This is a genomic window from Euzebya rosea, assembly GCF_003073135.1.
Taxonomy (GTDB): domain Bacteria; phylum Actinomycetota; class Nitriliruptoria; order Euzebyales; family Euzebyaceae; genus Euzebya; species Euzebya rosea.
In genome coordinates this window covers 60041-81858 of sequence record NZ_PGDQ01000021.1, presented here as the reverse complement: position 1 = coordinate 81858, position 21818 = coordinate 60041, and the positions used below count along the sequence as shown (strand labels likewise).

Genomic DNA, 21818 nt, shown 5'->3' with positions numbered 1-21818 from the left:
CCTCGGCCAGGCGATTCGCCCGTTCGGTCTGTCGGCGGGCTTCCTCGGTCTGGCGCCGAACCTGTTCCGCCTGACCTCGGGCCAGCTCGGCGAGCGAGGCCGTGTCGTGCCACGGGCCGAAGTCGTCCTCGGCGACCAAGCGGTCGCCGCCGGCGAGCCGGATGCCGAGCGTGGGAACCTCGATGGGGGCACCCGGCGAGGTCGAGGTGGCGCGGGTGCGGTAGGCATCCTCATCGGCGACGAGGTGCTGCACGTAGCAGCCGCCAGGCGCGAACGGATGGCGGACCGTAGAACGGCAACGGCCCCGGGATCGCCGGATCCCGGGGCCGTTGTGGACAACGTCTCAGCCGACGCTGGTGAGCGACGGCGGTGCGGGGACTGTCCCTCCCGCATGGGGCCGCGACGACGTGTCCGTGGGGGCTGTGTCCTCGTTCGTCGTGGTGTCCGAGTCGTGGTCGGCAGGGGACGGATCGTCCCCGTTCCGCTGCAGGGGACGGCCGAACCGCCACCATGCCGCGGCCACGAGTCCGAGCAGCAGGGTGGCGCCGATCAGCAGCGCGATCGGCAGGGGGATGCGGGCACCGCCGTCGGACAGGGCCACGATCGTGGCGGCCCGGGGGACGACGTTGCCACCGCCCTGTACCTCCAGCATGAACAGCACCCGGTCGGGGGTCTGCTCCAGGTAGCTGGCCAGGTCGACGGAGGCCTCCAGATCACGCTCCTCCAGCGGAGCGAGGTCGATCCGCTCCGGGGCGTCGACGGTGATCCAGTCGAGGCGACCGCCGATGCCCGTGCCGCCGCCGACCGCGTCGACAGCCCCTGCGACCCAGACCGACACGGTCCGGGGTTCCTCGGTGGCGTTGGTCAACCTGACACGGATGACCGTGTCCTCCTCCACCACCGCGGTGAGGGTCCCGTCGACCCGACCGAGGAGCGGGGTCAGGTCGACACCCTGGGCGCCGACCGCCCCGACCGGGGCCGTGGGGCCCAGGACGAGGACGGTGGCGGCGACCAGGATCGCGATGCGTCGGAGGAGGTGCATGGTCGACGTGCTACTGGCTGATCAGGGTGATGGTGTGGGTACCGGCGTAGGCGCCGGCCGGGGTGTCGTTCGGAGCCGTGGCCGTGATCCGCGGGAAGGCGGTGTAGACACCGAACAGGTTGTCCAGCACCGACAGGTCGATCGCCCCGTTCACGATGTCGAGCAGGTCGTTCAGGATGGCCTCCTGGGCGAGGGTGTTGCCCAGTCCCGCGATCTCGTTGCCGAGCGCCGCCGTCGTGGCGCTGCCGGAGTTCACCAAGCCCTGGATGATGTCGTCGGCCGGGATGACGTCGGTGGCGTCCAGCCCGGTCAGGTCGGTCAGCTGCGCGTTGATCGCCGCGATCAGGTCCGTCAGCGCGGCCAGGTCCGTCGGGGCGTCGGCCGACATGAGGGTCAGCATCGTGGCGGCCGGCGCACCGGTGGCATCGGCGTCGGCTGCACCGAGGCCCAAGTAGCTGGGGTTGGTGAAGGGTTCGGTTCCGGTCAGGCCGTCGACCAAGCCCAGGGCCTCGTCGATCAGCCCGGTTAGGTCCAGGTCCTCGATGAGGCCGCCAAGCAGCTCCGTCGCAGGGTCCCCGGCCGTGACTGCCGCGTCGAAGGCGGTGCACAGGTCGGTCAGCGCGGCCAGGAGGTTGGTCACGTCGAGGGCAGGAAGGCCCAGCCCGCCGATGGTCGCGGTCAGCAGCGTGGTGCAGTCGAGGCCGGTGGCGAGGCTCAGCAGGTACGTCGGCTGGATGTCGGCCAGCACGTCGGTGGCGGTGAGGCCCTGGAAGAGCCCGAGCGTCACGTCGCCGGACGCGATGATGTCATCGGAGTTGGCGTCGACCGCCAGCGGGTCGTCACCGGTGGAGGTCACGGGGTAGAGGTTGCCCATCTCGGCCACGACGTCGAAGTCGCGGTCGATCAGGTAGTCGAGGTCGGTGACCGTCGCCCGGTAGTTCGTCGGGGCGCCCGAGACCAGCGGGAGCTCGGTGAGCGCCTCGGTGCCGGTGAAGTTGGTCACCGTCAACGACCGGGTGCCCACCGACCCGACGTTCATGGTGACGGGGACGCCGACGGCGGTCTGGGCGGTGGCTGCGGTGGCGAGTGACATCAGCATGACGCCGACGACGACGAGCGCCATGCGGCGGCCGGGCCGGGCGGGCCGGCGAGGGGTCTGGGGGGTGGTTGGCATCGGTGCGCTCCTGGATGGTGACTGTGCTGGACGAGAAGTCGAAGGTGATATCGGCCGGTGTGGATCCCCGTTCGAGGGGTGCTCAGCCGGGGGTGCGAAGTCGCCGGTAGATGGCGATGGCCAGCGCCATCAGCACGATCCCGAGCAGGATCGCGCTGTCGAACGTGCCGCCGGTTCGGGGCAGGGGGGTGCCCTGCTGCGGGACACGGACCGTCTCGGTGGTCAGCTCGACGACGGGGTCCTCGGTCTGGTTGACCGGGGGTTGCGTCGGCTGGGCGGTGGGCGCCTCCGTCGGCGGGGCCGTCGGGGACGACGTCGGCTGCGGAGTCGGTGAAGCCGTCGGAGACGGGGTCGGGATGGGGTTGGGTGTGGGGATCTGGGTGGGATCCGGAGTTGGCTGCGCGGGCGGTCGCGCGGGAGGCCGCGACCCCTGCGCGGGCACCTCCACGATCACCGGAACCGAGCCGCTGCGGGCCACGAGACGTCCTTCGGGCAACGGACCTTCGACTGCCGGAGGTCCTGTTCTTGTGGACGTTAGGAAAAACTTCGTCCACCCCACATGACACGATGTGACGAAATGATCGTCACCATCGGGACTAGTACTGAAAGGCCTTCAGCACTACGTCACTCCCCGGCGTCGTCGTCGACAGGCGGGGTCAGGAGGTGGGGATGAACCCTCTGTCGGCGAGCAGGGCGACGATCTGAGCGGCCGCTGCATCCGAGGTGGTGCCATGGTCGGTCGTCACGAGGTCCGGGGACACCGGCCGGTCGTAGTCCGAGGTGACGCCGGGGATGTCGATGACCGTCCCCGCCTCCAGCGCGGAGTACAGGCCACCCGGGTCGCGCTCGCGGCAGACGTCCAGGGGCGTGTCGACGAACACCTCGACGAAGCGATCGCGGCCGATCAGCTCGGCGGCACGCTCGCGGTCATCGGCATCCGGGGCCAGCAGCACCGCGATGGCGATGATGCCCTGCGCGTTGACCAGCCGGGCGACCTCGGCGACACGACGGACGTTCTCCGAACGCTCCGGCGGGGTGAAGCCCAGGTCCTTGGACACGCCCTGGCGGACGTTCTGCCCGTCGATGCGCAGCACCGTCCGGCCCCTGTCGAACAGCTGGCGTTCCAGCGCCGCGGCGATGGGCCCCTTGCCCGCCCCGGTCAGCCCGGTGAGCAGGACGGTGACCGGCTGCTGGTCGTAGCGTGCTGCCCGCTCCTCGCGCGTGACGGCGGACCGTTGCTTGGTCAGCGTGTCCGCTGCACGGGTGTCCCAGTGCGACGAGGGGCCGTCGATCATCCCGCCCGCGACCGTGGCGTTGGTGATCCGGTCGACGAGGATGAACGACCCGGTCGTCCGGTTCTGGCTGTACGGGTCGAACAGCAGCTCGCGGTCCACCGACACGGCGCAGCGGGCGATGTCGTTCAGCTCCAGGCGGCTCGTGGCCTCCTGCTCGAGGGTGTTGATGTCCAGGCGGTAGCGGATGGCGCTGACCGACGCGTTGGACTTCCCGGTCGCGGACTGCAACAGGTACTGCTTGCCGGGCACCATCGGTGTCTCCGCCATCCACACGAGGGTGGCGTCGACGCGGTGGGCGCGGAGCATGTCCTGCTCGTCACCGGTGCCGATGAAGACGTCCCCACGCGACACGTCGATCTCGCGGTCGAGCGTCAGGGTGACCGCCTGATCGGGACCGGCCAGGTCCAGGTCGCCGTCGAAGGTGACGATCCGTTCGACGACGGCCGACGCACCGGAGGGCACCGCGGTCACCCGATCGCCGGGGGCGACGGTGCCCGAGGCGACCGTGCCGGCGAACCCGCGGAAGTCCAGGTCGGGACGGGTGACCAGCTGCACCGGCATCCGGAAGTGGACGAGGTCGGCGTCCTCGGTGACGTCGACGGTCTCCAGGTGCTCCATCAGCGGTGGCCCGTCGAACCAGGACATCGCCTCGCTGCGGTTCACCACGTTGTCGCCGAGCAACGCCGACATCGGCAGGAAGTACGGCTCGATGGTGCCGTCGAGGTTGTCGGTGAAGACCTCGTAGTCCTTCTTGATCTGCTCGAACGTGGACTGGGAGAAGTCGACGAGGTCCATCTTGTTGATCGCCACGACCACGTGGCGGATGCCCAGCAGCGACGCGATGGTCGTGTGACGCTTCGTCTGCTGCATCACGCCGTGGCGCGCGTCGACCATGACGATGGCCAGCTGGGCCGTCGATGCGCCGGTGACCATGTTGCGGGTGTACTGCTCGTGCCCGGGCGTGTCGGCGATGATGAACTTGCGCCGCTGGGTCGAGAAGTAGCGGTACGCCACGTCGATGGTGATGCCCTGCTCGCGCTCGGCCTTGAGCCCGTCCATCAGCAGGGCCAGGTCCAGCTTGTCGCCGGCGGACCCCATGACGGCGGAGTCGGCCTCCAGCGCCTGCAGGTGGTCGGCGTAGACCATGTTGGAGTCGTGCAGCAGCCGCCCGATCAGGGTCGACTTGCCGTCGTCGACCGACCCGCACGTCAGCAGGCGCAGCAGGTCCTTGCGCTCGTGCTCCGCCAGGTAGGCGTCGATGTCGGTCGCGATCAGATCAGAAGAGTGACTCACAGCGGCCACAGCCTATCCCGCCGGTGTCGTCTCATTCCGTGTGGCGAACGGGGGATTGGTTTGCGACGACGTGCCATCGGTCAGGTTCGGACCATGGTCTCCTCCCTCGTCCTCGCTGCCAGCGTGCCCGAGCTGCTGGGGTCCTCCTGGTCGCAGCTCGCAACGGTGCTGATCGCCACCGTTGCCATCTACGGCACCGTCATCCTCGCCGGCCGGATCATGGGCCTGCGGTCGTTCGCGAAGATGACCGCCTTCGACTTCGCCGCCACCGTGGCCACCGGGTCGATCCTGGCGTCGGCGTCGGTCGGGTCGGTCCCCCTCGCCTCGGGGGTGACCGCCATCGCCTGCCTGTTCACGGTGCAGTGGCTGGTCGCCAAGGTCCGCCGCAACACCTCGGCCAAGTCGCTGGTCGACAACCGGCCACTCCTGCTGGCGAAGGACGGCCAGCTGCTGACCGACAACATGGCGTCTGCGTCCATCCACGCCGACGACATCCGCGCCAAGATGCGCCAGACCGGCATCACCCGACGTGAGGACCTGGCCTACGTGGTGCTCGAGTCCTCCGGCGATGTGTCCGTCATCGGCACGGACAGCCCGGTGGAGGACTGGCTGCTGGAGGACGTCAGCGCCGACCCAACCCGCGAGGCCAGCCGCTGACCCACCCGGATCCTTCGGGCCCGTCGACAGGATCGTGCCGGACGTCGTCCCACGACGACGCAGGCCCCGATCGCGCCCGACGGCGGCCGCGCCAGTCGACCCCGCACGGCCCCCCGAACCGCGGCAGGCCCAGAAACTGTGAACGGCCTAGAAGTAGCCCTCGCGCTTCTTCTCCTCCATCGACCCGGACTGGTCGTAGTCGATGACCCGGCCCTCGCGTTCGGAGCGGGTGGCCAGCAGCATTTCCTGGATGATCTCCGGCAGCGTGGTCGCGCGGGACTCCACCGCACCGCTGAGCGGGTAGCAGCCGAGCGTGCGGAACCGCACCCACCGCTCCTCGGGCTCCTCGCCGGGCTCGAAGCGGAAGCGGTCGTCGTCGACCATGATGACGACGCCGTCGCGCTCCACGACCGGCCGCGGGGCCGAGTAGTACAGCGGCACGATCGGGATCTGCTCGAGGTGGATGTACTGCCAGACGTCCAGCTCGGTCCAGTTCGACAGCGGGAACACGCGCACCGACTCGCCGGAGTTGACCCGGCCGTTGTAGTTCTGCCACAGCTCGGGCCGCTGGTTCTTCGGGTCCCAGCGGTGGTTGCGGTCACGGAAGCTGAAGACCCGCTCCTTGGCCCGCGACTTCTCCTCGTCCCGGCGGGCACCGCCGAAGGCCGCGTCGAACCGTCCGGCCTCCAGCGCCTGCTTCAGCGCGTCGGTCTTGGCGATCGTCGTGTAGCCCTGCGACCCGTGGTCGAACGGGTTGATGTTCTCCTCGCGCACCACCGGGTTGGTGTGGACGATGAGGTCCAACCCCAGCTCCTCGGCGGTGGCGTCCCGGAAGGTGATCATCTCCCGGAACTTCCACGTCGTGTCGACGTGCAGCAGGGGGAACGGCAGCTTGCCGGGAAAGAAGGCCTTCCTGGCCAGATGCAGCATGACCGAGCTGTCCTTGCCGATCGAGTAGAGCATGACCGGCCGTTCGCACTGCGCCACCACCTCTCGCATGATGTGGATGGCTTCCGCCTCGAGCTGGGCGAGGTGGGTCATTCGCTCGGGGGAGCGCAGCGGTGTGGCGAGGTCAGTCATGTCGTCAGCAAGCCTAGAGCGCGACGCGGACGGATCGCCGGACGAACAGTGCGATCCGGTCGGGCGGGACGGCCGGTTGACGCATCGCACACGAGCGCGTAGACCGGTAGGCGTGCACCGCGCCCACGTCGAGCAGCTCGACCGCCACTTCGGCGGCCGCTCCGTGGTGCCCGCGGTAGGCATTTTCCTCCTTCTCATTTGATGCCGCGGACGGGGTGTTGCATCCGACCGTTTCGCGGAGCCGATGAGGATGCGTCAAGCTATGGGGGCACAGGCACGACGACATGACGTGCGCGGCCCCACCAGACGACACGAATCGTCCCCGAACGCTGCACGCAGAGGAAGAGATGCCATGACCAAGATCAAGCTGACCGTCCCGCCGGACCAGACACCCGCCGAGGAGGCCGCGCTGGTCGCGCGTGTCGCTGCCTCGGTCGCCGACGCCACCGGTGACACCGACATCCACTTCGAGATCGAGAAGACCGAGGAGGTCAAGGTCCCCGGGCTCATCGGCGACCGCATGGCCACCGGCGCACGCTGGAACGCCTGACCCTCCTCCCCGACGCGCAGCTCCCACCCGAGCACGACAGGATCGACAACTGATGACCGCCCCTCGCACGCTGGCCGAAAAGGTCTGGGATCGCCATGTGGTGAGCACCAGCCCCGACGGGCCGGACCTGCTGTACATCGACCTGCACCTGGTGCACGAGGTCACCTCCCCGCAGGCCTTCGACGGCCTTCGCCTGGAGGGACGAACCGTCCGACGGCCCGACCTCACCCTTGCGACGATGGACCACAACGTGCCGACGACCGACCGGTCGCTGCCCGTCGTGGACCAGCTGTCCAAGCAGCAGATGGACACCCTCGAGGCCAACTGCGCCGAGTTCGGTATCCGCGTGTTCAACATGCGCTCGCCGCAGCAGGGCATCGTGCACATGATCGGCCCGGAGCTCGGCGTCACCCAGCCCGGCACGACCATCGTGTGCGGTGACTCCCACACCGCCACCCACGGCGCGTTCGGCGCGCTCGCCTTCGGCATCGGCACCTCCGAGATCGAGCACGTCCTGGCCACCCAGACGCTGGTCCAGAGCCGCCCGAAGACGATGGCCATCGAGGTCGAGGGCGATCTGCCGCCCGGCACCACCGCCAAGGACCTGATCCTCGCCATCATCGGACAGATCGGCGTGGACGGCGGTATCGGCCACGTCATCGAGTACCGCGGCGAGGCGATCCGCAACCTCTCCATGGAGGGGCGGATGACGATCTGCAACATGTCGATCGAAGCGGGCGCCCGCGCCGGCCTCATCGCCCCCGACGAAACCACGTTCGCCTACCTCAAGGGCCGTCCCCACGCCCCGCAGGACGGGGACTGGGACGCGGCGCTGGAGTCCTGGCGCGAGCTGGTCACCGACGAGGGTGCGGAGTTCGACACCGTCGTGCGGTTCGACGCCACAAAGCTGGTCCCGACCGTCACGTGGGGCACCACCCCCGACATGAGCGTGCCGGTCACCGGCAACGTGCCGACGCCGGAGGAGACCGACGACGCCGACCAGACCCGCCGCGCCCTGGACTACATGGGCCTGGAAGGTGGCGAGGCCGTCACCGACCTGACGCTGGACCGCATCTTCATCGGCTCGTGCACCAACGGCCGGATCACCGACCTGCGCGCAGCCGCCTCGATCATCGACGGCCAGCACGTCGCCGACGGCGTGCGCGCCATGGTCGTGCCGGGCTCCTACCCCGTGAAGCTGCAGGCCGAGTCCGAGGGCCTGCACCAGGTCTTCATCGACGCCGGCTTCGAGTGGCGCGAGCCGGGCTGCTCGATGTGCCTCGGCATGAACCCCGACATCCTCGAGCCGGGCGAGCGGTGCGCGTCGACGTCCAACCGCAACTTCGAGGGACGCCAGGGCAAGGGTGGCCGCACCCACCTGGTCAGCCCCGAGATGGCGGCCGCCGCCGCGATCGCCGGACACTTCGTCGACGTTCGCGACTTCGTCGCGAACGTCGGACAGGCGGGGGGGCGAAACGGGCCTGACGAAGGAAGGCCCGATTCGGGCGATGTGCGTGACTGGACCCCCCGGGAGAGTGCCAAGTGAAGGCCGTGACCACCGTCGAAGGCCGCATGGTCCCCCTGGACCGCGCCGACGTCGACACCGACCAGATCATGCCCAAGCAGTTCCTCAAGCGGATCGAGCGGACCGGCTTCGGCGAGTTCGTCTTCGACGACTGGCGCCAGGACCCCGACTTCGTCCTCAACGACGAGCGGTACGCCGGCGCCACGATCCTCGTGACCGGGCCGAACTTCGGCTCGGGGTCCTCCCGCGAGCACGCACCGTGGGGCCTGCAGCAGTTCGGCTTCGAGGCCATCGTCGCCCCGTCGTTCGCCGACATCTTCCGCAGCAACTGCGCCAAGATCGGCCTGCTCTGCGTGCAGCTCGACGAGAAGGTCGTCCGGCAGCTGATCGAGCTGGCCGAGTCCGCCCCGGAGACGGTCTGCACCGTCGACCTGCCCCAGCAGCACCTCGAGGCCGGTGAGGTCAGCGAGGACTTCGCCTTCGAGGCCCACGCCAAGCACATGCTGGTCAACGGCCTCGACCAGATCGGCCTGACGCTGGAGGGTGCCGACGCCATCGAGGCGTTCGAGGCCAACCGGCCCGCCTTCATGCCGGTCACCGCCTGACCTGACCGACCCGGGTGGCCGCCCCATCACGGGCGGCCACCCGGGCAGGAACGTGACGGATCCTCGCCCGACGAGCAGGTTCGTGCGACGCTGTGGCACATGGCTGCGCAGCCTTCCCCTTCGCCTGCCGCCCGTCCGCGGGTTCCGGCGCATGCGTGGACATGGCTCCAGCGGTCCCGTCCGGTCCTGACCGAGGTCGCCAGCCAGCTGTACGGCAGCACCGAGGGCCACGTCCTCGACCGGCTGAAGGCCGACTACGCCGAGGACCCGTTCGTGCAGGACCTCGTCGCGCGGGTGGTCTGTGACGTCGCCTTCAACGGCCGGGTCCCCGAACGACGTCCCGCCGGGGCCCGCTGGGACCGTGGGCTGACGTGGTGGGCCGCCCACCTCGCCGGCGTGTCGACCAAGGAGTTCGACGCCCGGTCCGAGGGCAGCTCGCCCCCGCAGGCCCGCCTGTTCGGGCCGCAGCCACCACCCGACGGCCCGTCCACCGAACCGCAGCCGGTGCGCAAGCGGCGGCCGCTCGTCAGCGTCGAACGGCGCGCCATGATCCAGGCGCTCCGCGACATCCTCGCCTCCGGCGACGGCAACACCGTGCCCGCCGACGCGGTTCGTGCGCTGCTGCAGTCCCTCGAAGCCGACCAGGCCCAGCCCGACCAGGACTGACCCGACCAGGACTGACCCGACCAGGCCTGACCCGACCAGGCCTGACCCGGGCAGGACGAACCGACCGCCGATCCGTACGGCCGCCTCGGACGGTTCGTCCGGAAGGCACACCCGGCCGTCCGACGCAACCGCAGCAGACGGCCGCCCGGACGACGATCCGTCGGTATGTGGCTACCAATGCGCTGCACGGGACGGGTAGCGTTGTCCGTCGATCTTTTGAGATCCACCAATGCGCCCACAGCTCTCCTTCACCCCCGCCCCATCCGCCCCCTCCCGGGGTCGTCTCGTCGTGTTCGCCCCCGGCAGCGACGACCTGACGGCCTGCAAGAACCTCGTCGCCGCCATGGGGACAAGCGGTGAGGCAACCCAGGTCCGCATGGCCGTCCCACGGGGCGACCGAGCCCAGGTCGTCGACGTCGAGGCGGTCTGCGTCCCCCTGGACGTTCCCGTCCTCCGCTGGCTGCTGACCGACGGCGGGGACCGCACCCAGCCGGCGTCGGTCCGCGCCTGGAGCGTCGCCGCCCGCATCGCGCTGGCCGCCGTGGGATCCCATCACCTGCTGCCCCGCCTGGTCTCCGGCGACCCCGAGGACCTCGACGAGCACGGTCGCGTCCCGATCACCGCCGCCTGGCAGGTCGACGTCGAGTCCGACCCGACCGTCGCCGAGTCGCTCGGCCGCCTGGCCGACGCCATGCCCGCCAGCGCCTGCGCCGTGGCGCTGGACGACACCACCGCCTGGGACCGCCGCAAGCTGCTGGTGGAGTTCTGCCACGCCGTCGGTGACGTCATGGTCCGGGAAGGATCGCCGCCACCGTCCGGCCGCCCCCGCGAACGCCTGCTGCCGTGGACGACCCGGTGGTCCGAAGCCCTCGGGGACTCCGCCGACCCGCGTGTCCCCCTCCGCGACGACGGACCCGACCTGGTCGCCGGCGTCGAGGGCTGGACCGCCCGCGTCGACTCCGACGCCACCCTGGTGCTCAACCTCGACGCGCCCGAGGACCCCTCGGCCCCGTGGACCCTCTCCTTCGCCGTCCGTGATCCCGAGGACACCGAGATCCCCGCCGCTGACGTGTGGGCCGACCCCGACCGCGGCCTGACCGAGCCGTTCCTGTCCGGCCTGTCCCGCGCCGCCCGCGCCTTCCCGCCCATCGACCCGGCGCTGGCCAACGAGTCACCCACCCACGTCGAGCTCGACCTCGACCAGGTGTGGCAGTTCCTCACCGACGCCGCCCCGCTGCTGTCGGGCTCCGGGGTCGACGTCAACCTGCCGGCCGCCCTGTCGGACGAGGGCATCAACGCCCAGATCCGCCTGTCGACCAACGACGACGACGGCACCGTCGACGCCGTCTGGGAGATCGCCCTGGCCGACCGCGTCCTCGACGACGCCGAGGTCGAACGCCTGGCCACCACCGGCGCCAACATCGCCCACCACGACGGACGCTGGGTCCTGCTCGACGAGGAGATGCGCCAGGCGCTGGCCACCCGCGGCCACCGCGAGACCGTCGGCAAGGCCGAGGCGCTCGCCATGGCGCTGGCCGGTACCACGGGGGAGGAGTGGTTCGGCGCCGGTACCGCGGCACAGCGGATCGTCGTCGACGACAGCCTCGGCGACCTCATCGACGCCCTCCGCAACGCCGGCGACCTGCGCGACGTGCCCGAGGTCCCCGAGGGCTTCGAGGGGCTGCTGCGTCCCTACCAGCAGCGCGGTGTCGCGTGGCTGGAGGGCATGGCCGACCTCGGCATGGGGGCGGTCCTCGCCGACGCGATGGGCCTGGGCAAGACCATCCAGCTGATCGGGCTGATGCTTCGCCGTCCGGGCCCGTTCCTGGTCGTCTGCCCGACCTCGGTCGTCGGCAACTGGGAACGCGAGGTCCAGCGGTTCGGGCCGGGCCTGGAGGTCCAGCGCCACCACGGCACCGACCGTGCGACCGACCTCGAGGGGTTCACCGGCGTGCTGGTCACCTCCTACGGCACGCTGCGACGCGACGTCGACCTGCTGTCGAGCCTGCGCTGGCAGGTCGTCGCCCTCGACGAGGCCCAGCAGGTCAAGAACCCCCAGACCGCCGCCGCCCAGGCCGTCCGCGCGCTGGACACCGCGTCGACGTTCGCCCTGACCGGTACGCCGCTGGAGAACCGCCTGACCGAGCTGTGGGCCGTCATCGACGCCACCAACCGGGGGCTGCTCGGCAGCCAGGGCACGTTCAACAAGCGGTTCGTCGGCCCGGTCGAGGTCCGCCGCGACTCGCGCGCCGCCGAACGGCTCCGCCGGCTGGTCGCCCCGTTCATCATGCGCCGCACCAAGGACGACCCCGAGGTCGCCAAGGACCTGCCGGACAAGATCGAACGCACCGTCGTGTGCGCGCTGACCAAGGAGCAGGCTGACCTCTACAAGGAGGTCACCAAGAAGGCCCTGGACGAGCTGGCGGAGGCCGACGGGATCGGCCGGCGCGGCAAGATCCTGGCCCTGCTGACCGCGCTGAAGCAGGTGACCAACCACCCCGCCCAGTACAAGAAGGAGGGCGGGCCGATCCTGGGCCGCTCCGGCAAGCTCGCCACGCTGCGCGAGATCATCGGCGAGGTCGCCGACGCCGGCGACCAGGCGCTCATCTTCACCCAGTACACCCGCATGGGTGACCTGCTGGCCGAGCAGCTCGAGGCCGACCTCGGCATGGAGGTGCCGTTCCTGCACGGCGGCCTGTCGCTGTCGCGCCGCGACAACATGGTCGCGGACTTCCAGCAGGGGTCGGCCGCGCCCGTGCTGATCGTCTCCACCCGCGCTGGTGGGACCGGCCTGAACCTGACCGCCGCCACCCACGTCGTGCACTACGACCGCTGGTGGAACCCGGCCGTCGAGGACCAGGCCACCGACCGTGCCCACCGCATCGGGCAGACCCGCACGGTGGAGGTCCACAAGCTGGTCACCGCCGGCACCATCGAGGAGCGGATCGCAGAGATGCTGGAACGCAAGCGTGCGCTGGCCGACGCCGTCGTCGGCGCCGGCGAGTCGTGGATCACCGAGCTGGACGACGCGGCGCTGGCCGAGCTGGTCAGCCTGTCCGCCGACGCGCCGCTGGTCGACGAGGTCGACGAGCGCCAGGGGGCCAGCCGATGACGGTCTCGTGGGGAGAACGCTGGCGCAGCGTCCTGGGCGGCCCGGACCACGAGCTGGCCCGACGGGTCCGCCAGGGCCGGGCGACCTACCGGTCCGGCCGGGTGTCCGACGTCCGCCTGGCCGCCGGCCGTGTCTCGGCCCGCGTGCAGGGGTCCCGGGCCACGCCGTTCCTGGTCGAGGTCGAGATCCCGCTGCTCAGCGACGAGGACTGGGACATCGTCATCGACCTGCTGGCCGGCAAGGTGCGCTACCGCGCCCGGCTGCTGGCCGGTCACGAACCCGAGGGGCTGGCCGAGGAGGCCGAGGCCGCCGGGGTTCGGCTGTTCCCGACGATCGACGAGATTGCCGTGGCCGCCGGGCACAGCGGCGAGTCGCCGTTCCCCGTCGTCGGCGCCGGCGTGTGGGAAGCCGTCGCGGCCCGCCTGGACTCCAGCCCCTTCCCGCTGCTGAAGCTGCGGGGGAGGGGACGCGAACGGGTCCTGCGCGACATCGCCCGCCGACGTCGTGACGGCGAGGCCAACGGCCCCCGCGGCGTGCCGGTGGAGGAGATCGACCTGCTCGGCTGGTCCTCGGAACGGTCGCCGCTGGGCGCCATCGCCGTGCCGCGCGTGCGGATCCCCCGGACCGACGCCCCGCAGCTGCAGGTCCTCGGTGATCCCGAGGGCTGGGCGGGCGCGCTGTCGGCGGCCGACCTGTTCGGGCCGCTGGTGGCCGGCGGCGCGGCCGAGGCCCGCAAGCTGCTGACCGGTGCCGACGAGGTCGACACGGCCGACGACGACCCCCGGGACTGATCCTCGGGCTCGACGGAGTCGGTCGACTGGCCGGTCAGTCCTTGGCGTGCGCCTTGCCGGACGCGGTCTTCTCCAGCGCCGGGGGCTTGCGGCCGGTGGCCTTGATCCAGCCGGTCGCCGCGCCCCGCTGGGCCACGACGGTGGCCACGCCGACGCCCAGGCCGGTCAGGGCCGTCCAGAGGATCGCGTCCTTGGCCGAGATGTCGGGGTCGATGGGGTTCTTGGGCGGATCGTGGTCGGGCACCAGCTTGGCCCAGACACTGCCCAGGACCTTCGTGGTGGCCAGGCCGGCGACCGCGGCGGCAACGCCGGCCACGGCCTTCCAGGCGAAGGATTCCATGCGGAACAGCACCTCCAGCCGGACCTCTGAGTCCAGCATGTCGATATCGGCGACGAGCTTGCGTCGGGCTGCCTCGACGGCAGCCACCTTGGGTGCGAGCTCGGGTTTGTCGAGCGGGGTCAGGGCGTCCGGCAGGTACCCCTCGGGCATCGCCGGCATCTGGTCGTCGGTCACGAGGAGGGCCCCTCGGTCGGATCGGTCTCGGAAAAGGGTTGGGGGCCGGCCGGCGGCTTCTTCGCCGGCGGCGCGGGCAGGGCGCTCGGCGGCGGCACCACGCCGGTGATCGGTGTCGCCGGATCGGTCGTGGGCGTCGGCTCGTCGGCTGCGGGTGCGGCGGCCACCGACGCGACGGCTGTGGAGGCGTCCTCCGCGGGTGCGTCGGTAACAGGTGCGGCGGGGCGACCGAGCGCCGCGGACCGCGGGTCCGCGGGGATGGCGGTCGCCCGGCTGGAGCCGACCGAAGACGTCGTGGCCTCCACCGCGGGGGAGGAGGTGCGGGCCGCGTCGCCCGGGCCGATCGGATCCGGACCGGAACCGTTCCGGCTGGCGCCGCCGGTCAGGCGCTGCTTGACGTCGGCGAAGGTCTCGGCGAGCGTCGTCTTCGCCTCCTCCACCCCCTGCTTGGCGCTGGCCTTGGCCTGGTCGACCGCCGCAGTGGCCGCGTCCTTGGACTGCTCGCGGGACGCTGCGGACTGCTTGAGGGACAGCTCGGCTTTCATCTTCTGCATGCCGAGGTACCCCAGCACGGCGATCGCGATGATCAGCAGCAGCAGGACCAGCCCGCTGGCCGCCCACGCCGGCATGAACGTGGCGAACACGAACCCCAGCCAGACGAGGAACGCCTGGATCGCCAGCCAGCCGATGATGGCGGCGCCGATGAAGAACCCCGCCCCCATCGCCTTGGACTTCACGCCCTCGGCGATCTCGGCCTTGGCCAGGTCGATCTCGGCGCGAAGCAGCTGCTGGAGATCGGTGACCACGACCTTGGCGGCGTCCGTGGCACCCCGGTTCGGGCGGCGTCCCACCAGCCGCGCCAGCGGTGGCTCTCGGTCGGTTGTCCTGGTCATCGGTTCGCGTGTCCCTGCCGTGTCGCTGGCGAGCGGCCTGTTCGTGCCCTTCGGGCGGGCGGGGCAAACCGTACCGGTCCTCGAGAGCGCTGTGTAGTCACGGCCCGATGGACGCACCCCCACCAACGATGGGCGGCCGTCAGCGTTGACGGCAGAAGACCTTTGGGCTGGTGACCGGGAGTGGTCCAAATAGGTGCTTGATCCAGGTGCAGGGTTCAGTCATTGTGGCCAGGACGGGCCGCCTCGTGGTCAAGGTCCACGCTGCGTGGCCGATCACTCGGGGGACACCTACGCTGGAGAAACGGACCGGCAACCCATCCAACCGTCGAACAAGCCCTCAGCAGGAATCCAGCTCGAGGGTGACGAACTCAACAGAAACTGATGCGCGCCGTTCCGTTGCGGAAGCCGGATCCCACCTCGACAGCGTCGACGTGCTCCCGGAAGCCAGCGGTCGCCGACACCCCACACGACACCGAGGAGTGGTGAGCCCCACGTGGCCCAGATCATCGAGGAAATGCCGCTGCACGACCACGTGCAGCTGTACCTGCGCGAGATGGCGCGAACCGCACTGCTGACGGCCGAGGAGGAAGTCGACCTCGCCAAGCGGTACGAAGCCGGACTCGAAGCCGATCGCGTGCTCGGTGCCACGGAGAAGATGGGTGCGAAGCGGAAGCGTCAGCTGAACCGTGTGCGCAACGACGGCCGCCGCGCCAAGGAACGCCTGGTCCAGGCCAACCTCCGCCTGGTCGTCAGCGTCGCCAAGCGGTACCAGGGCCAGGGCCTGCCCCTGCTCGACCTGATCCAGGAAGGCAACCTCGGCCTGCTGCGGGCGGTGGAGAAGTTCGACTACCGCCGCGGGTACAAGTTCTCCACCTACGCCACTTGGTGGATCCGTCAGGCCGTCGGCCGTGGTGTCGCCGACAAGGGCCGCACGATCCGCCTGCCCGTCCACATGATGGAGCGCGTCCGCCGTGCCCTGTCGATGCAGCGTGACCTGGCCGAGGCCCTCGGCCGCGAGCCGCAGATCGAGGAGCTCGCGGAGGAGCTCGGCGAGGACGTCGAGACCGTCGAGGAGCTGCTGACCTACGCCCGCACGCCCACGTCGCTGGAGACCCCCGTCGGCGAGGACGGCGACGCCGAGCTCGGCGACTTCATCGAGGACCGCAACGCCGACGACCCCATGGAGGTCGCCGCCAAGGGCCTGGCCCGTCAGGAGCTGCTGGACGTCGTCGCCGGCCTGCCCGAGCGCGAGCGCATCATCCTCGAGCTGCGCTTCGGTCTGCTCGACGGCGAGGCCCGCACGCTGGACGACGTCGGCCGCTACTTCGGCCTGACCCGCGAGCGGATCCGCCAGCTGGAGGCCCGCGCCCTGTCGAAGCTCAGGCACCCCTCCCGTGGTCGTGCGCTGAGCGACACCGCCGCGTAGCAACCAGAACGAGCGTCGAGGCCCGGACACGTCCGGGCCTCGACCCGTTTTCGCCAGCGGTGGACGGCGCGGGGAGAATGGGCCCATGCCGAGCCTGACGCCAGAGGACGTGGCCAACCTTCCGCTGCCGACCCGGGGGCCGCGACGGCAGGGCCTGTGGATCGAGGCGCAGTCCGCAGTGCAGCCGTTGCGGCTGGGCCTGGCCACACGGCGGCTGGCGGCCGCGCCCCGGGGGAGCGGCCGGCCGGTGATGGACATCCCCGGCTGGCGAACCGGCGAGGCGTCGATGGCGCCGCTGCGGACCTACCTGCGTCGGCGAGGCCACCATGCGGTCGGCTGGGGCGGTGGGGTCAACTCCGGCGACCTGCCCAGGGACGTGCCGCTGACCGTCGAGGCGGTCCGGGCGCTGGCCGACACGACCGGCGACCGGGTGGCGCTGGTGGGCTGGAGCCTGGGCGGGGTCATCGCGCGCGAGGTCGCCCGGACCGTGCCGGACCTGGTCCGCCGGGTCATCACCATGGGCAGCCCCATCGCGGGCCCGCCCGCCTACACCCTGTTCTCCGGCCGGATGGAGGAGGCGACCATGCAGCAGCTGCTGGACCGCCAGCGGGAGCGGGAGGAGACGCGTCCGCTGACCATGCCGGTCACGACGATCTTCACCCGCAAGGACCGGATCGTGGCGTGGCCCGCCTGCGTGGACCGCCACACCGAGGGCGTCGAGCACGTCGAGGTCGACTCGACCCACTTCAGCCTCGGCATCGATCCCGACGTGTGGCTGGTCGTCGCCGAGCGGCTCGTCGCCGACGACTGATCCCGCCGGTCAGCTGACGTCGCCCGCCGCTCCGGCGGCACGGGCGACGCGGGCACGGGCGAGGAGGAACGTCCGCTCGGCCTCGTTGGTGGCCAGGTCGGCGGCGGTCGCCCAGGCGTCACGAGCCTCGACCGTGCGGCCGAGCCGGTGCAGCAGCTCGGCCCGGGCGGCGTGGACCGGGTGGTGGCCCGCAGCGTCGATGTCGTCCAGGACCGCCAACCCGGCGGCGGCCCCCTCCACCTCCGCCAGCGCCATGGCATGACCGATGGACGCGCCGGGGCTCGGGGCCACCGCCTCGAGCTGACGGTAGAGGGCCAGCACCTGCCGCCAGTCGGTCTCGGCGAGGCTCGGCGCGTCGCTGTGCACCGCGTTGACGGCCGCCTGGATCTGGTACGGGCCGGGTCGGCCCCGTCGCAGGCACCGGTCGACCAGCGCCTGCCCCTCCGCGATCAGCCCGGCGTCCCAGCGGGACCGGTCCTGGTCGGGCAGGGCCACCAGCGACCCGTCGGCGGCGATGCGGGCCGGTCGGCGGGACGACAGCAGGAGCATCAGGGCGAGCAGGCCGAGGACCTCCGGTTCGTCGGGCATCAGCACCGCGAGCAGCCGACCCAGGCGGACCGCCTCGTCGGTGAGGTCGTCACGGACCAGGTCGGGGCCGCTGGTCGCGACGTACCCCTCGTTGAAGATCAGGTACACGACCGCCAGCACCCCGGCGAGCCGGTCGGGCAGCTCGGCGTCGTCCGGTACCCGGTAGGGGATGTGCGCTGCCTTGATCTTGCGCTTGGCCCGGACGAGTCGCTGCGACATCGTCTGCTCGCTGACGAGGAACGCCCGGGCGACCTCGTCGACGCGCAGGCCGCCCAGGACCTGGAGGGTCAGCGCGACGCGTGCCTCCATCGACAGCGCCGGGTGGCAGCAGGTGAACAGGAGGCGAAGCCGATCGTCCTCCGTCGGGTCCTCGAACGCCACGTCCTCACCTCCCTGCCCGGCGACGTCCTCGACGACGGCACGGCGCTGCCGGTCCTCACCCACCCGCCGGCGACGGATCCGATCGATCGCCCGGCGGCGGGCGGTCGTGGTGATCCAGCCGCCCGGGTTGGGTGGGACGCCGTCGGCCGGCCAGCGGTCGGCCGCAACGGCGAACGCCTCGGCGACGGCCTCCTCGGCCAGGTCCAGGTCGCCCAGGACCCGGCGGAGGGTTGCCACGCACCGCCCGTACTCGGCCCGGAAGATCCGGTCGAGGTCGAGCTGCTGGCGCGAGGGCACCTACTCCTCGGGTTCGGGCTGGAACGGGCGCACCTCGACCGGCCCCCGGCAGGCGGTGGAGGCGTCCTTGGCGAGGGCCAGCGCCTCGTCGAGGTCCTCGGCTGTGAGGACCCAGAACCCGCCGATCCACTCGCGGGCCTCGATGAACGGGCCGTCGGTGATGACGTGGTCGCCGTCGACGGCGCGGACCACCGTGGCGGTCTCGCGTGGCTCCAGGCCGCCACCGAAGACCCAGCGGCCCTCGTCCATGACCCGGGTGTTGAACGCGTCGACGTCGGCGAACATCTGCTCCATCACCTCGGGGCTGGGCGGGGCCTCGCCCTCGACGTGGTGGACGGCGAAGAGGTACTGCTGTGGCATGTCGGTTCTCCCCTGGACTGCGGCGCCGCGGGTCGGCGCCGTCACCCTAGCCACGAACGGCGGCCGGTCGAAACAGACAGGTCCACGAGAATTCTTTCGGGCGGTCCGTGGAGGCGGTCAGTCCCCGGCCACGAAGTACCGCCAGGTGCCGTCGGCCGTGATGCCGACCCGCCAGTCGTAGTACCCGTCGGACTCGACGAACTCGCGTGGCCATGCCCACAGGTCGGTGTCGGGGACGGCGGTGGCGGGGCCGTCCAGCAGACCGGCGAGGATGCCGAGGACATCGGTGCCCTCGGCCTGCAGCTGCTGGTAGTAGGCGATCGGGTCGTCGGTTCCCCCGAAGCTCGCGGTGAATCCGTCGGCCGGGACGAGCGCCCGCAGGGCCTCCCAGTCCCCGGCCAGGGCGGCGTCGCGGATCGCTGACGCCGTACCCATGGCGGCGGGCGGCACGCCTTGATCGGCTTGATCGGCTTGATCGGCTTGATCGGCGTGATCGGCGGGGTCGGTCGGTTCGGTGGGCTCGAAGGACTCGGTCGGTTCCGTGGGCGTGGTGGGTTCACTGCCGCCGTCCGGTTCGGTGTCCTCACCCTCGCGGGCGGGATCGGTGGGTTGGGGGTCGACGGGGTCGCCGGAGCCCAGCAGGGCAGCGGAGATCGCCACCGGCAGGTTCGAGCGGGTGGCGTCCCCCGACCCGGTGCGGGTGCTGAGCACCATCGGGCCACCCGTGCCCATGACGACCGTGGCGCCCAGCCCGTCCATGTAGAGGGGTTCGCCCGGCGCCCACGACAGGGCCGAGTCCGCGGAGACCACGGTGTCGATGCTGAGGGTGGTCAACGACCACACGACCTCCCGGTCGTCCTCGACGCCGTCCTGGAACGGCGTGGCCGGCCGACCCAGCGCCCAGCCGTCGTCGGTGTCGAGCACACGCGGGATGTCACGGGCGGACTGACCGGTCAGGGCCAGGACCTCGTCGACCGACAGCGTGTCGCCGACGAGCGAGACCCCAACGGGTTCGACGGCCGCGTCGCCATCGGGGCCGATCATGCGCACGTGCAGGATGCCCTCATCTGGCTGGCCGGGGACCACGGTCCATTCCACCGGGTGGGGGCTGCCACCCGGGAACGACGTGGCCACACGCTGCACTGCCCCTTCCGGGAACGAGCCGGACCAGGAGACGGCCCGGACCTCCGTGTCGGCGTCGCCGGACCCCGCAGGGTCGGTCAGCCACACGAGCGCGGATCCGTCGCTGGCGAACACCGGTGCGCCGGCGCAGGTGGTCGAGTCCGGGTCGACGAGGATGTTCTCGGTGCCGTACACCGCGACTCCATCGAGGTCGGCGCCGTCCCGCTGGGTGCCGGTCGACCACCCCGGGTCGACGCCGAACGTGGTCCACCACAGCTGTCCGCAGCCGTCGGTGTCCTCGGTGCGGACCACCAGCACGACGTCGTCGGGTGTACTGCCCGGACGCACGGCGATGTCGGTGACCGGGCCGCTGACCTCGACCACGTCCGTGGCGATCGCCGTCCCGTCCGGGGTGATCATGTGCACCCCGTCGACGTCGGCGTAGAGCACCGCGGCGACCTCACCGGGAGGGCCGGCCTGTACGTCCTGGGCCGGGTCCACGACGGTCGCGGCGGTCTCGGCCGTGACCTGCTCGGTGGTGGGGGTCACGGGTGCGGTCGAGGCCCCCACGCCCGGGTCGAAGGTGATGGCGGTCTCGGGCACGTTGCCGAGCACCAGCACGCCGACCAGCACCGCCGCAGCCCCGGCCACGGCGAACCCGCCGACCTGGAGGGTTCGTCGGCGCCGTAGCCCGGCCTGCACCCTCCGCCAGCCGTCCGGTGCGGGCTGGACCGATGACGCGGAGGTGTGCAACCCCTCCCGCAGTCGCTGCTCGAAGGCGGACACGGGCTCCCCGCCGCTGGTCCGGTCGTCGCTGTGGCGGTCGGTCATCGCTCGTCCTCCTCCATGATCGTTCGCATCGTCGTCAGCCCGCGGGACACGCTGGACTTGACCGTCCCCTCGCTGACCCCGAGCGCCGCGGCGGTGTCGGCCACCGACAGGTCCTCGTAGTAGCGCAGCACCACGGCCGCCCTGGTCCGGGCCGGCAGCCGGTCGAGCGCCCGCAGCACCGCGTCGGCGTCGGCGATCCGGTCGTCGTGGCCGTACGTGCCTCGGTCGTCGCCCTTGCGCACGGCGGCCTCGCGCCGGCGGACGCCCAGCTTGCGGAACCACGAGTTGACCTCGTTGACGACCGCCCGCCGGACGTAGGCACCGACGTCGTCGACGGGCCCCCGCTCGAGCCGGCGGTGCATCTTCAGCCACACGCCGGCGACGACGTCCTCGGCCTGCTCGCGGTCGCCGCACAGCAGGTAGGCCAGCCGGACGGCGCCGGCGTGGTGGGCAGCGAAGGCCTGCTCCAGCGACGTCGTGGTCACCGGCGGCACGGCTCGGGGTCGGTGGTCGTGGACAAGTGGTGGCATCTCACCATGTCCGACGCCCGACCCACCCGATCGGTTGAGTCCGGCTTCCGGCCACAATTGTCGGAACGGGAGCACGGGTGCACCCCTCGCCACGATCGTGGCCGGACGCCAATCCCGGAAGTCTGGTTTCCGGCGACGATCGTAGGGACGGGGGCACGGGTGCACCCCTCGCCACAATCGTGGCCGGATGCCAATCACGGCGGGCCCGGTGAGCCCGGTGAGCCCGGTGGGCGGCGGGTCGGCCGGATGCGGATCCCGGCGAGCCGGCCGGGAAC

Annotated in this window: 21 protein-coding genes; 9 read left to right on the top strand and 12 right to left on the bottom strand. The window is 71.3% G+C overall.

The genetic code is table 11. The features are described from left to right. The 5 genes from CUC05_RS22035 to cysN all read right to left on the bottom strand — a co-directional run. Positions 1-253: hypothetical protein (locus tag CUC05_RS22035; protein ID WP_157965878.1), on the bottom strand; the 253-nt coding region annotated here is incomplete at its 3' end. 90 nt (positions 254-343) lie between these two features. Next, a complete protein-coding gene (locus CUC05_RS22030; RefSeq protein ID WP_108668296.1) occupies positions 344-1042 on the bottom strand; it encodes a hypothetical protein in 699 nt (232 codons plus the stop codon). A 10-nt stretch (positions 1043-1052) separates the two neighbouring features. After that, the gene (locus tag CUC05_RS22025) at positions 1053-2216 is read right to left on the bottom strand and encodes a hypothetical protein (protein WP_108668295.1); all 1164 of its coding nucleotides are present in this window, start codon (positions 2214-2216) and stop codon (positions 1053-1055) included. A gap of 82 nt (positions 2217-2298) precedes the next feature. Then, positions 2299-2694 carry a hypothetical protein gene (locus tag CUC05_RS22020; protein ID WP_108668294.1) on the bottom strand — a complete coding sequence of 132 codons (396 nt, stop codon included), beginning with the start codon at positions 2692-2694 and terminating at the stop codon, positions 2299-2301. A 178-nt stretch (positions 2695-2872) separates the two neighbouring features. Beyond that, positions 2873-4804 (bottom strand): sulfate adenylyltransferase subunit CysN, encoded by a 1932-nt coding sequence (gene cysN / locus CUC05_RS22015; protein WP_108668293.1) that lies wholly within the window; start codon positions 4802-4804, stop codon positions 2873-2875. A 93-nt stretch (positions 4805-4897) separates the two neighbouring features. On the opposite strand from cysN, the gene CUC05_RS22010 reads away from it, so the two are divergent. Beyond that, entirely contained in the window at positions 4898-5461 is a 564-nt protein-coding gene (locus tag CUC05_RS22010; protein ID WP_108668292.1) for a DUF421 domain-containing protein, read from the top strand. A 147-nt stretch (positions 5462-5608) separates the two neighbouring features. On the opposite strand, the gene cysD is transcribed toward CUC05_RS22010, so the two are convergent. After that, positions 5609-6541 carry a sulfate adenylyltransferase subunit CysD gene (cysD, locus tag CUC05_RS22005; protein ID WP_205712491.1) on the bottom strand — a complete coding sequence of 311 codons (933 nt, stop codon included), beginning with the start codon at positions 6539-6541 and terminating at the stop codon, positions 5609-5611. A 352-nt stretch (positions 6542-6893) separates the two neighbouring features. On the opposite strand from cysD, the gene CUC05_RS22000 reads away from it, so the two are divergent. The 6 genes from CUC05_RS22000 (at position 6894) to CUC05_RS21975 (ending at position 13790) form a co-directional block, all read left to right on the top strand. Next, positions 6894-7091, top strand: a complete 198-nt coding sequence (locus CUC05_RS22000; protein WP_108668291.1) for a hypothetical protein — start codon at positions 6894-6896, stop codon at positions 7089-7091. 52 nt (positions 7092-7143) lie between these two features. Continuing rightward, positions 7144-8637: a 3-isopropylmalate dehydratase large subunit gene (leuC, locus tag CUC05_RS21995; RefSeq protein ID WP_108668290.1), complete on the top strand. Its 1494-nt coding sequence runs from the start codon at positions 7144-7146 to the stop codon at positions 8635-8637. A 5-nt stretch (positions 8638-8642) separates the two neighbouring features. Further along, the gene (leuD, locus tag CUC05_RS21990) at positions 8643-9221 is read left to right on the top strand and encodes a 3-isopropylmalate dehydratase small subunit (protein WP_240606308.1); all 579 of its coding nucleotides are present in this window, start codon (positions 8643-8645) and stop codon (positions 9219-9221) included. Positions 9222-9320: 99 nt separating this feature from the next. Then, positions 9321-9887, top strand: a complete 567-nt coding sequence (locus CUC05_RS21985; protein WP_108668288.1) for a hypothetical protein — start codon at positions 9321-9323, stop codon at positions 9885-9887. A 229-nt stretch (positions 9888-10116) separates the two neighbouring features. After that, on the top strand, positions 10117-12999 hold the full coding sequence (locus tag CUC05_RS21980; protein WP_157965877.1) for a DEAD/DEAH box helicase: 2883 nt from the start codon (positions 10117-10119) through the stop codon (positions 12997-12999). Then, positions 12996-13790 carry an SWIM zinc finger family protein gene (locus tag CUC05_RS21975; protein ID WP_108668286.1) on the top strand — a complete coding sequence of 265 codons (795 nt, stop codon included), beginning with the start codon at positions 12996-12998 and terminating at the stop codon, positions 13788-13790. The genes CUC05_RS21980 and CUC05_RS21975 overlap by 4 nt, the downstream gene beginning before the upstream one ends. Positions 13791-13824: 34 nt before the next feature. Here CUC05_RS21975 and CUC05_RS21970 read toward each other — a convergent pair whose 3' ends face one another. Both CUC05_RS21970 and CUC05_RS21965 read right to left on the bottom strand, forming a co-directional pair. Next, positions 13825-14304, bottom strand: coding sequence for a DUF4235 domain-containing protein (locus CUC05_RS21970; protein ID WP_108668285.1), 480 nt, complete (start codon positions 14302-14304; stop codon positions 13825-13827). Further along, on the bottom strand, positions 14301-15197 hold the full coding sequence (locus CUC05_RS21965; RefSeq protein ID WP_108668284.1) for a phage holin family protein: 897 nt from the start codon (positions 15195-15197) through the stop codon (positions 14301-14303). The genes CUC05_RS21970 and CUC05_RS21965 overlap by 4 nt, the downstream gene beginning before the upstream one ends. Positions 15198-15690: 493 nt before the next feature. On the opposite strand from CUC05_RS21965, the gene CUC05_RS21960 reads away from it, so the two are divergent. Beyond that, entirely contained in the window at positions 15691-16623 is a 933-nt protein-coding gene (locus CUC05_RS21960; RefSeq protein ID WP_108668283.1) for a sigma-70 family RNA polymerase sigma factor, read from the top strand. A gap of 85 nt (positions 16624-16708) precedes the next feature. Further along, entirely contained in the window at positions 16709-17434 is a 726-nt protein-coding gene (locus CUC05_RS21955; RefSeq protein ID WP_108668282.1) for a lipase family alpha/beta hydrolase, read from the top strand. Between the two features lie 9 nt (positions 17435-17443). Here the strand turns inward: CUC05_RS21955 and CUC05_RS21950 are convergent, their stop codons facing one another. The 4 genes from CUC05_RS21950 to CUC05_RS21935 form a co-directional block, all read right to left on the bottom strand. Further along, positions 17444-18700, bottom strand: a complete 1257-nt coding sequence (locus tag CUC05_RS21950; protein WP_205712490.1) for an RNA polymerase sigma factor — start codon at positions 18698-18700, stop codon at positions 17444-17446. Continuing rightward, complete coding sequence (locus CUC05_RS21945; protein WP_108668281.1) at positions 18701-19060, bottom strand: YciI family protein; 360 nt, start codon at positions 19058-19060, stop codon at positions 18701-18703. It abuts the gene before it with no gap. 117 nt (positions 19061-19177) lie between these two features. Next, the gene (locus tag CUC05_RS21940) at positions 19178-21013 is read right to left on the bottom strand and encodes a hypothetical protein (RefSeq protein ID WP_108668280.1); all 1836 of its coding nucleotides are present in this window, start codon (positions 21011-21013) and stop codon (positions 19178-19180) included. After that, positions 21010-21498: a SigE family RNA polymerase sigma factor gene (locus CUC05_RS21935; protein ID WP_170128085.1), complete on the bottom strand. Its 489-nt coding sequence runs from the start codon at positions 21496-21498 to the stop codon at positions 21010-21012. Before CUC05_RS21935 ends, CUC05_RS21940 begins: the two co-directional genes overlap by 4 nt. Positions 21499-21818: the final 320 nt, after the last annotated feature.

Bases quoted from the DNA above. Each gene is read 5' to 3' on its own strand.
- CUC05_RS21955 (WP_108668282.1), top strand. From the start codon at position 16,709: ATGCCGAGCCTGACGCCAGAGGACGTGGCCAACCTTCCGCTGCCGACC.
- CUC05_RS21940 (WP_108668280.1), bottom strand. From the start codon at position 21,013: ATGACCGACCGCCACAGCGACGACCGGACCAGCGGCGGGGAGCCCGTG.
- CUC05_RS21975 (WP_108668286.1), top strand. From the start codon at position 12,996: ATGACGGTCTCGTGGGGAGAACGCTGGCGCAGCGTCCTGGGCGGCCCG.
- CUC05_RS22030 (WP_108668296.1), bottom strand. From the start codon at position 1,042: ATGCACCTCCTCCGACGCATCGCGATCCTGGTCGCCGCCACCGTCCTC.
- CUC05_RS22025 (WP_108668295.1), bottom strand. From the start codon at position 2,216: ATGCCAACCACCCCCCAGACCCCTCGCCGGCCCGCCCGGCCCGGCCGC.
- CUC05_RS21980 (WP_157965877.1), top strand. From the start codon at position 10,117: ATGCGCCCACAGCTCTCCTTCACCCCCGCCCCATCCGCCCCCTCCCGG.
- leuC (WP_108668290.1), top strand. From the start codon at position 7,144: ATGACCGCCCCTCGCACGCTGGCCGAAAAGGTCTGGGATCGCCATGTG.
- CUC05_RS22010 (WP_108668292.1), top strand. From the start codon at position 4,898: ATGGTCTCCTCCCTCGTCCTCGCTGCCAGCGTGCCCGAGCTGCTGGGG.
- CUC05_RS22000 (WP_108668291.1), top strand. From the start codon at position 6,894: ATGACCAAGATCAAGCTGACCGTCCCGCCGGACCAGACACCCGCCGAG.
- CUC05_RS21965 (WP_108668284.1), bottom strand. From the start codon at position 15,197: ATGACCAGGACAACCGACCGAGAGCCACCGCTGGCGCGGCTGGTGGGA.
- cysD (WP_205712491.1), bottom strand. From the start codon at position 6,541: ATGACTGACCTCGCCACACCGCTGCGCTCCCCCGAGCGAATGACCCAC.
- CUC05_RS21985 (WP_108668288.1), top strand. From the start codon at position 9,321: ATGGCTGCGCAGCCTTCCCCTTCGCCTGCCGCCCGTCCGCGGGTTCCG.
- CUC05_RS21945 (WP_108668281.1), bottom strand. From the start codon at position 19,060: ATGCCACAGCAGTACCTCTTCGCCGTCCACCACGTCGAGGGCGAGGCC.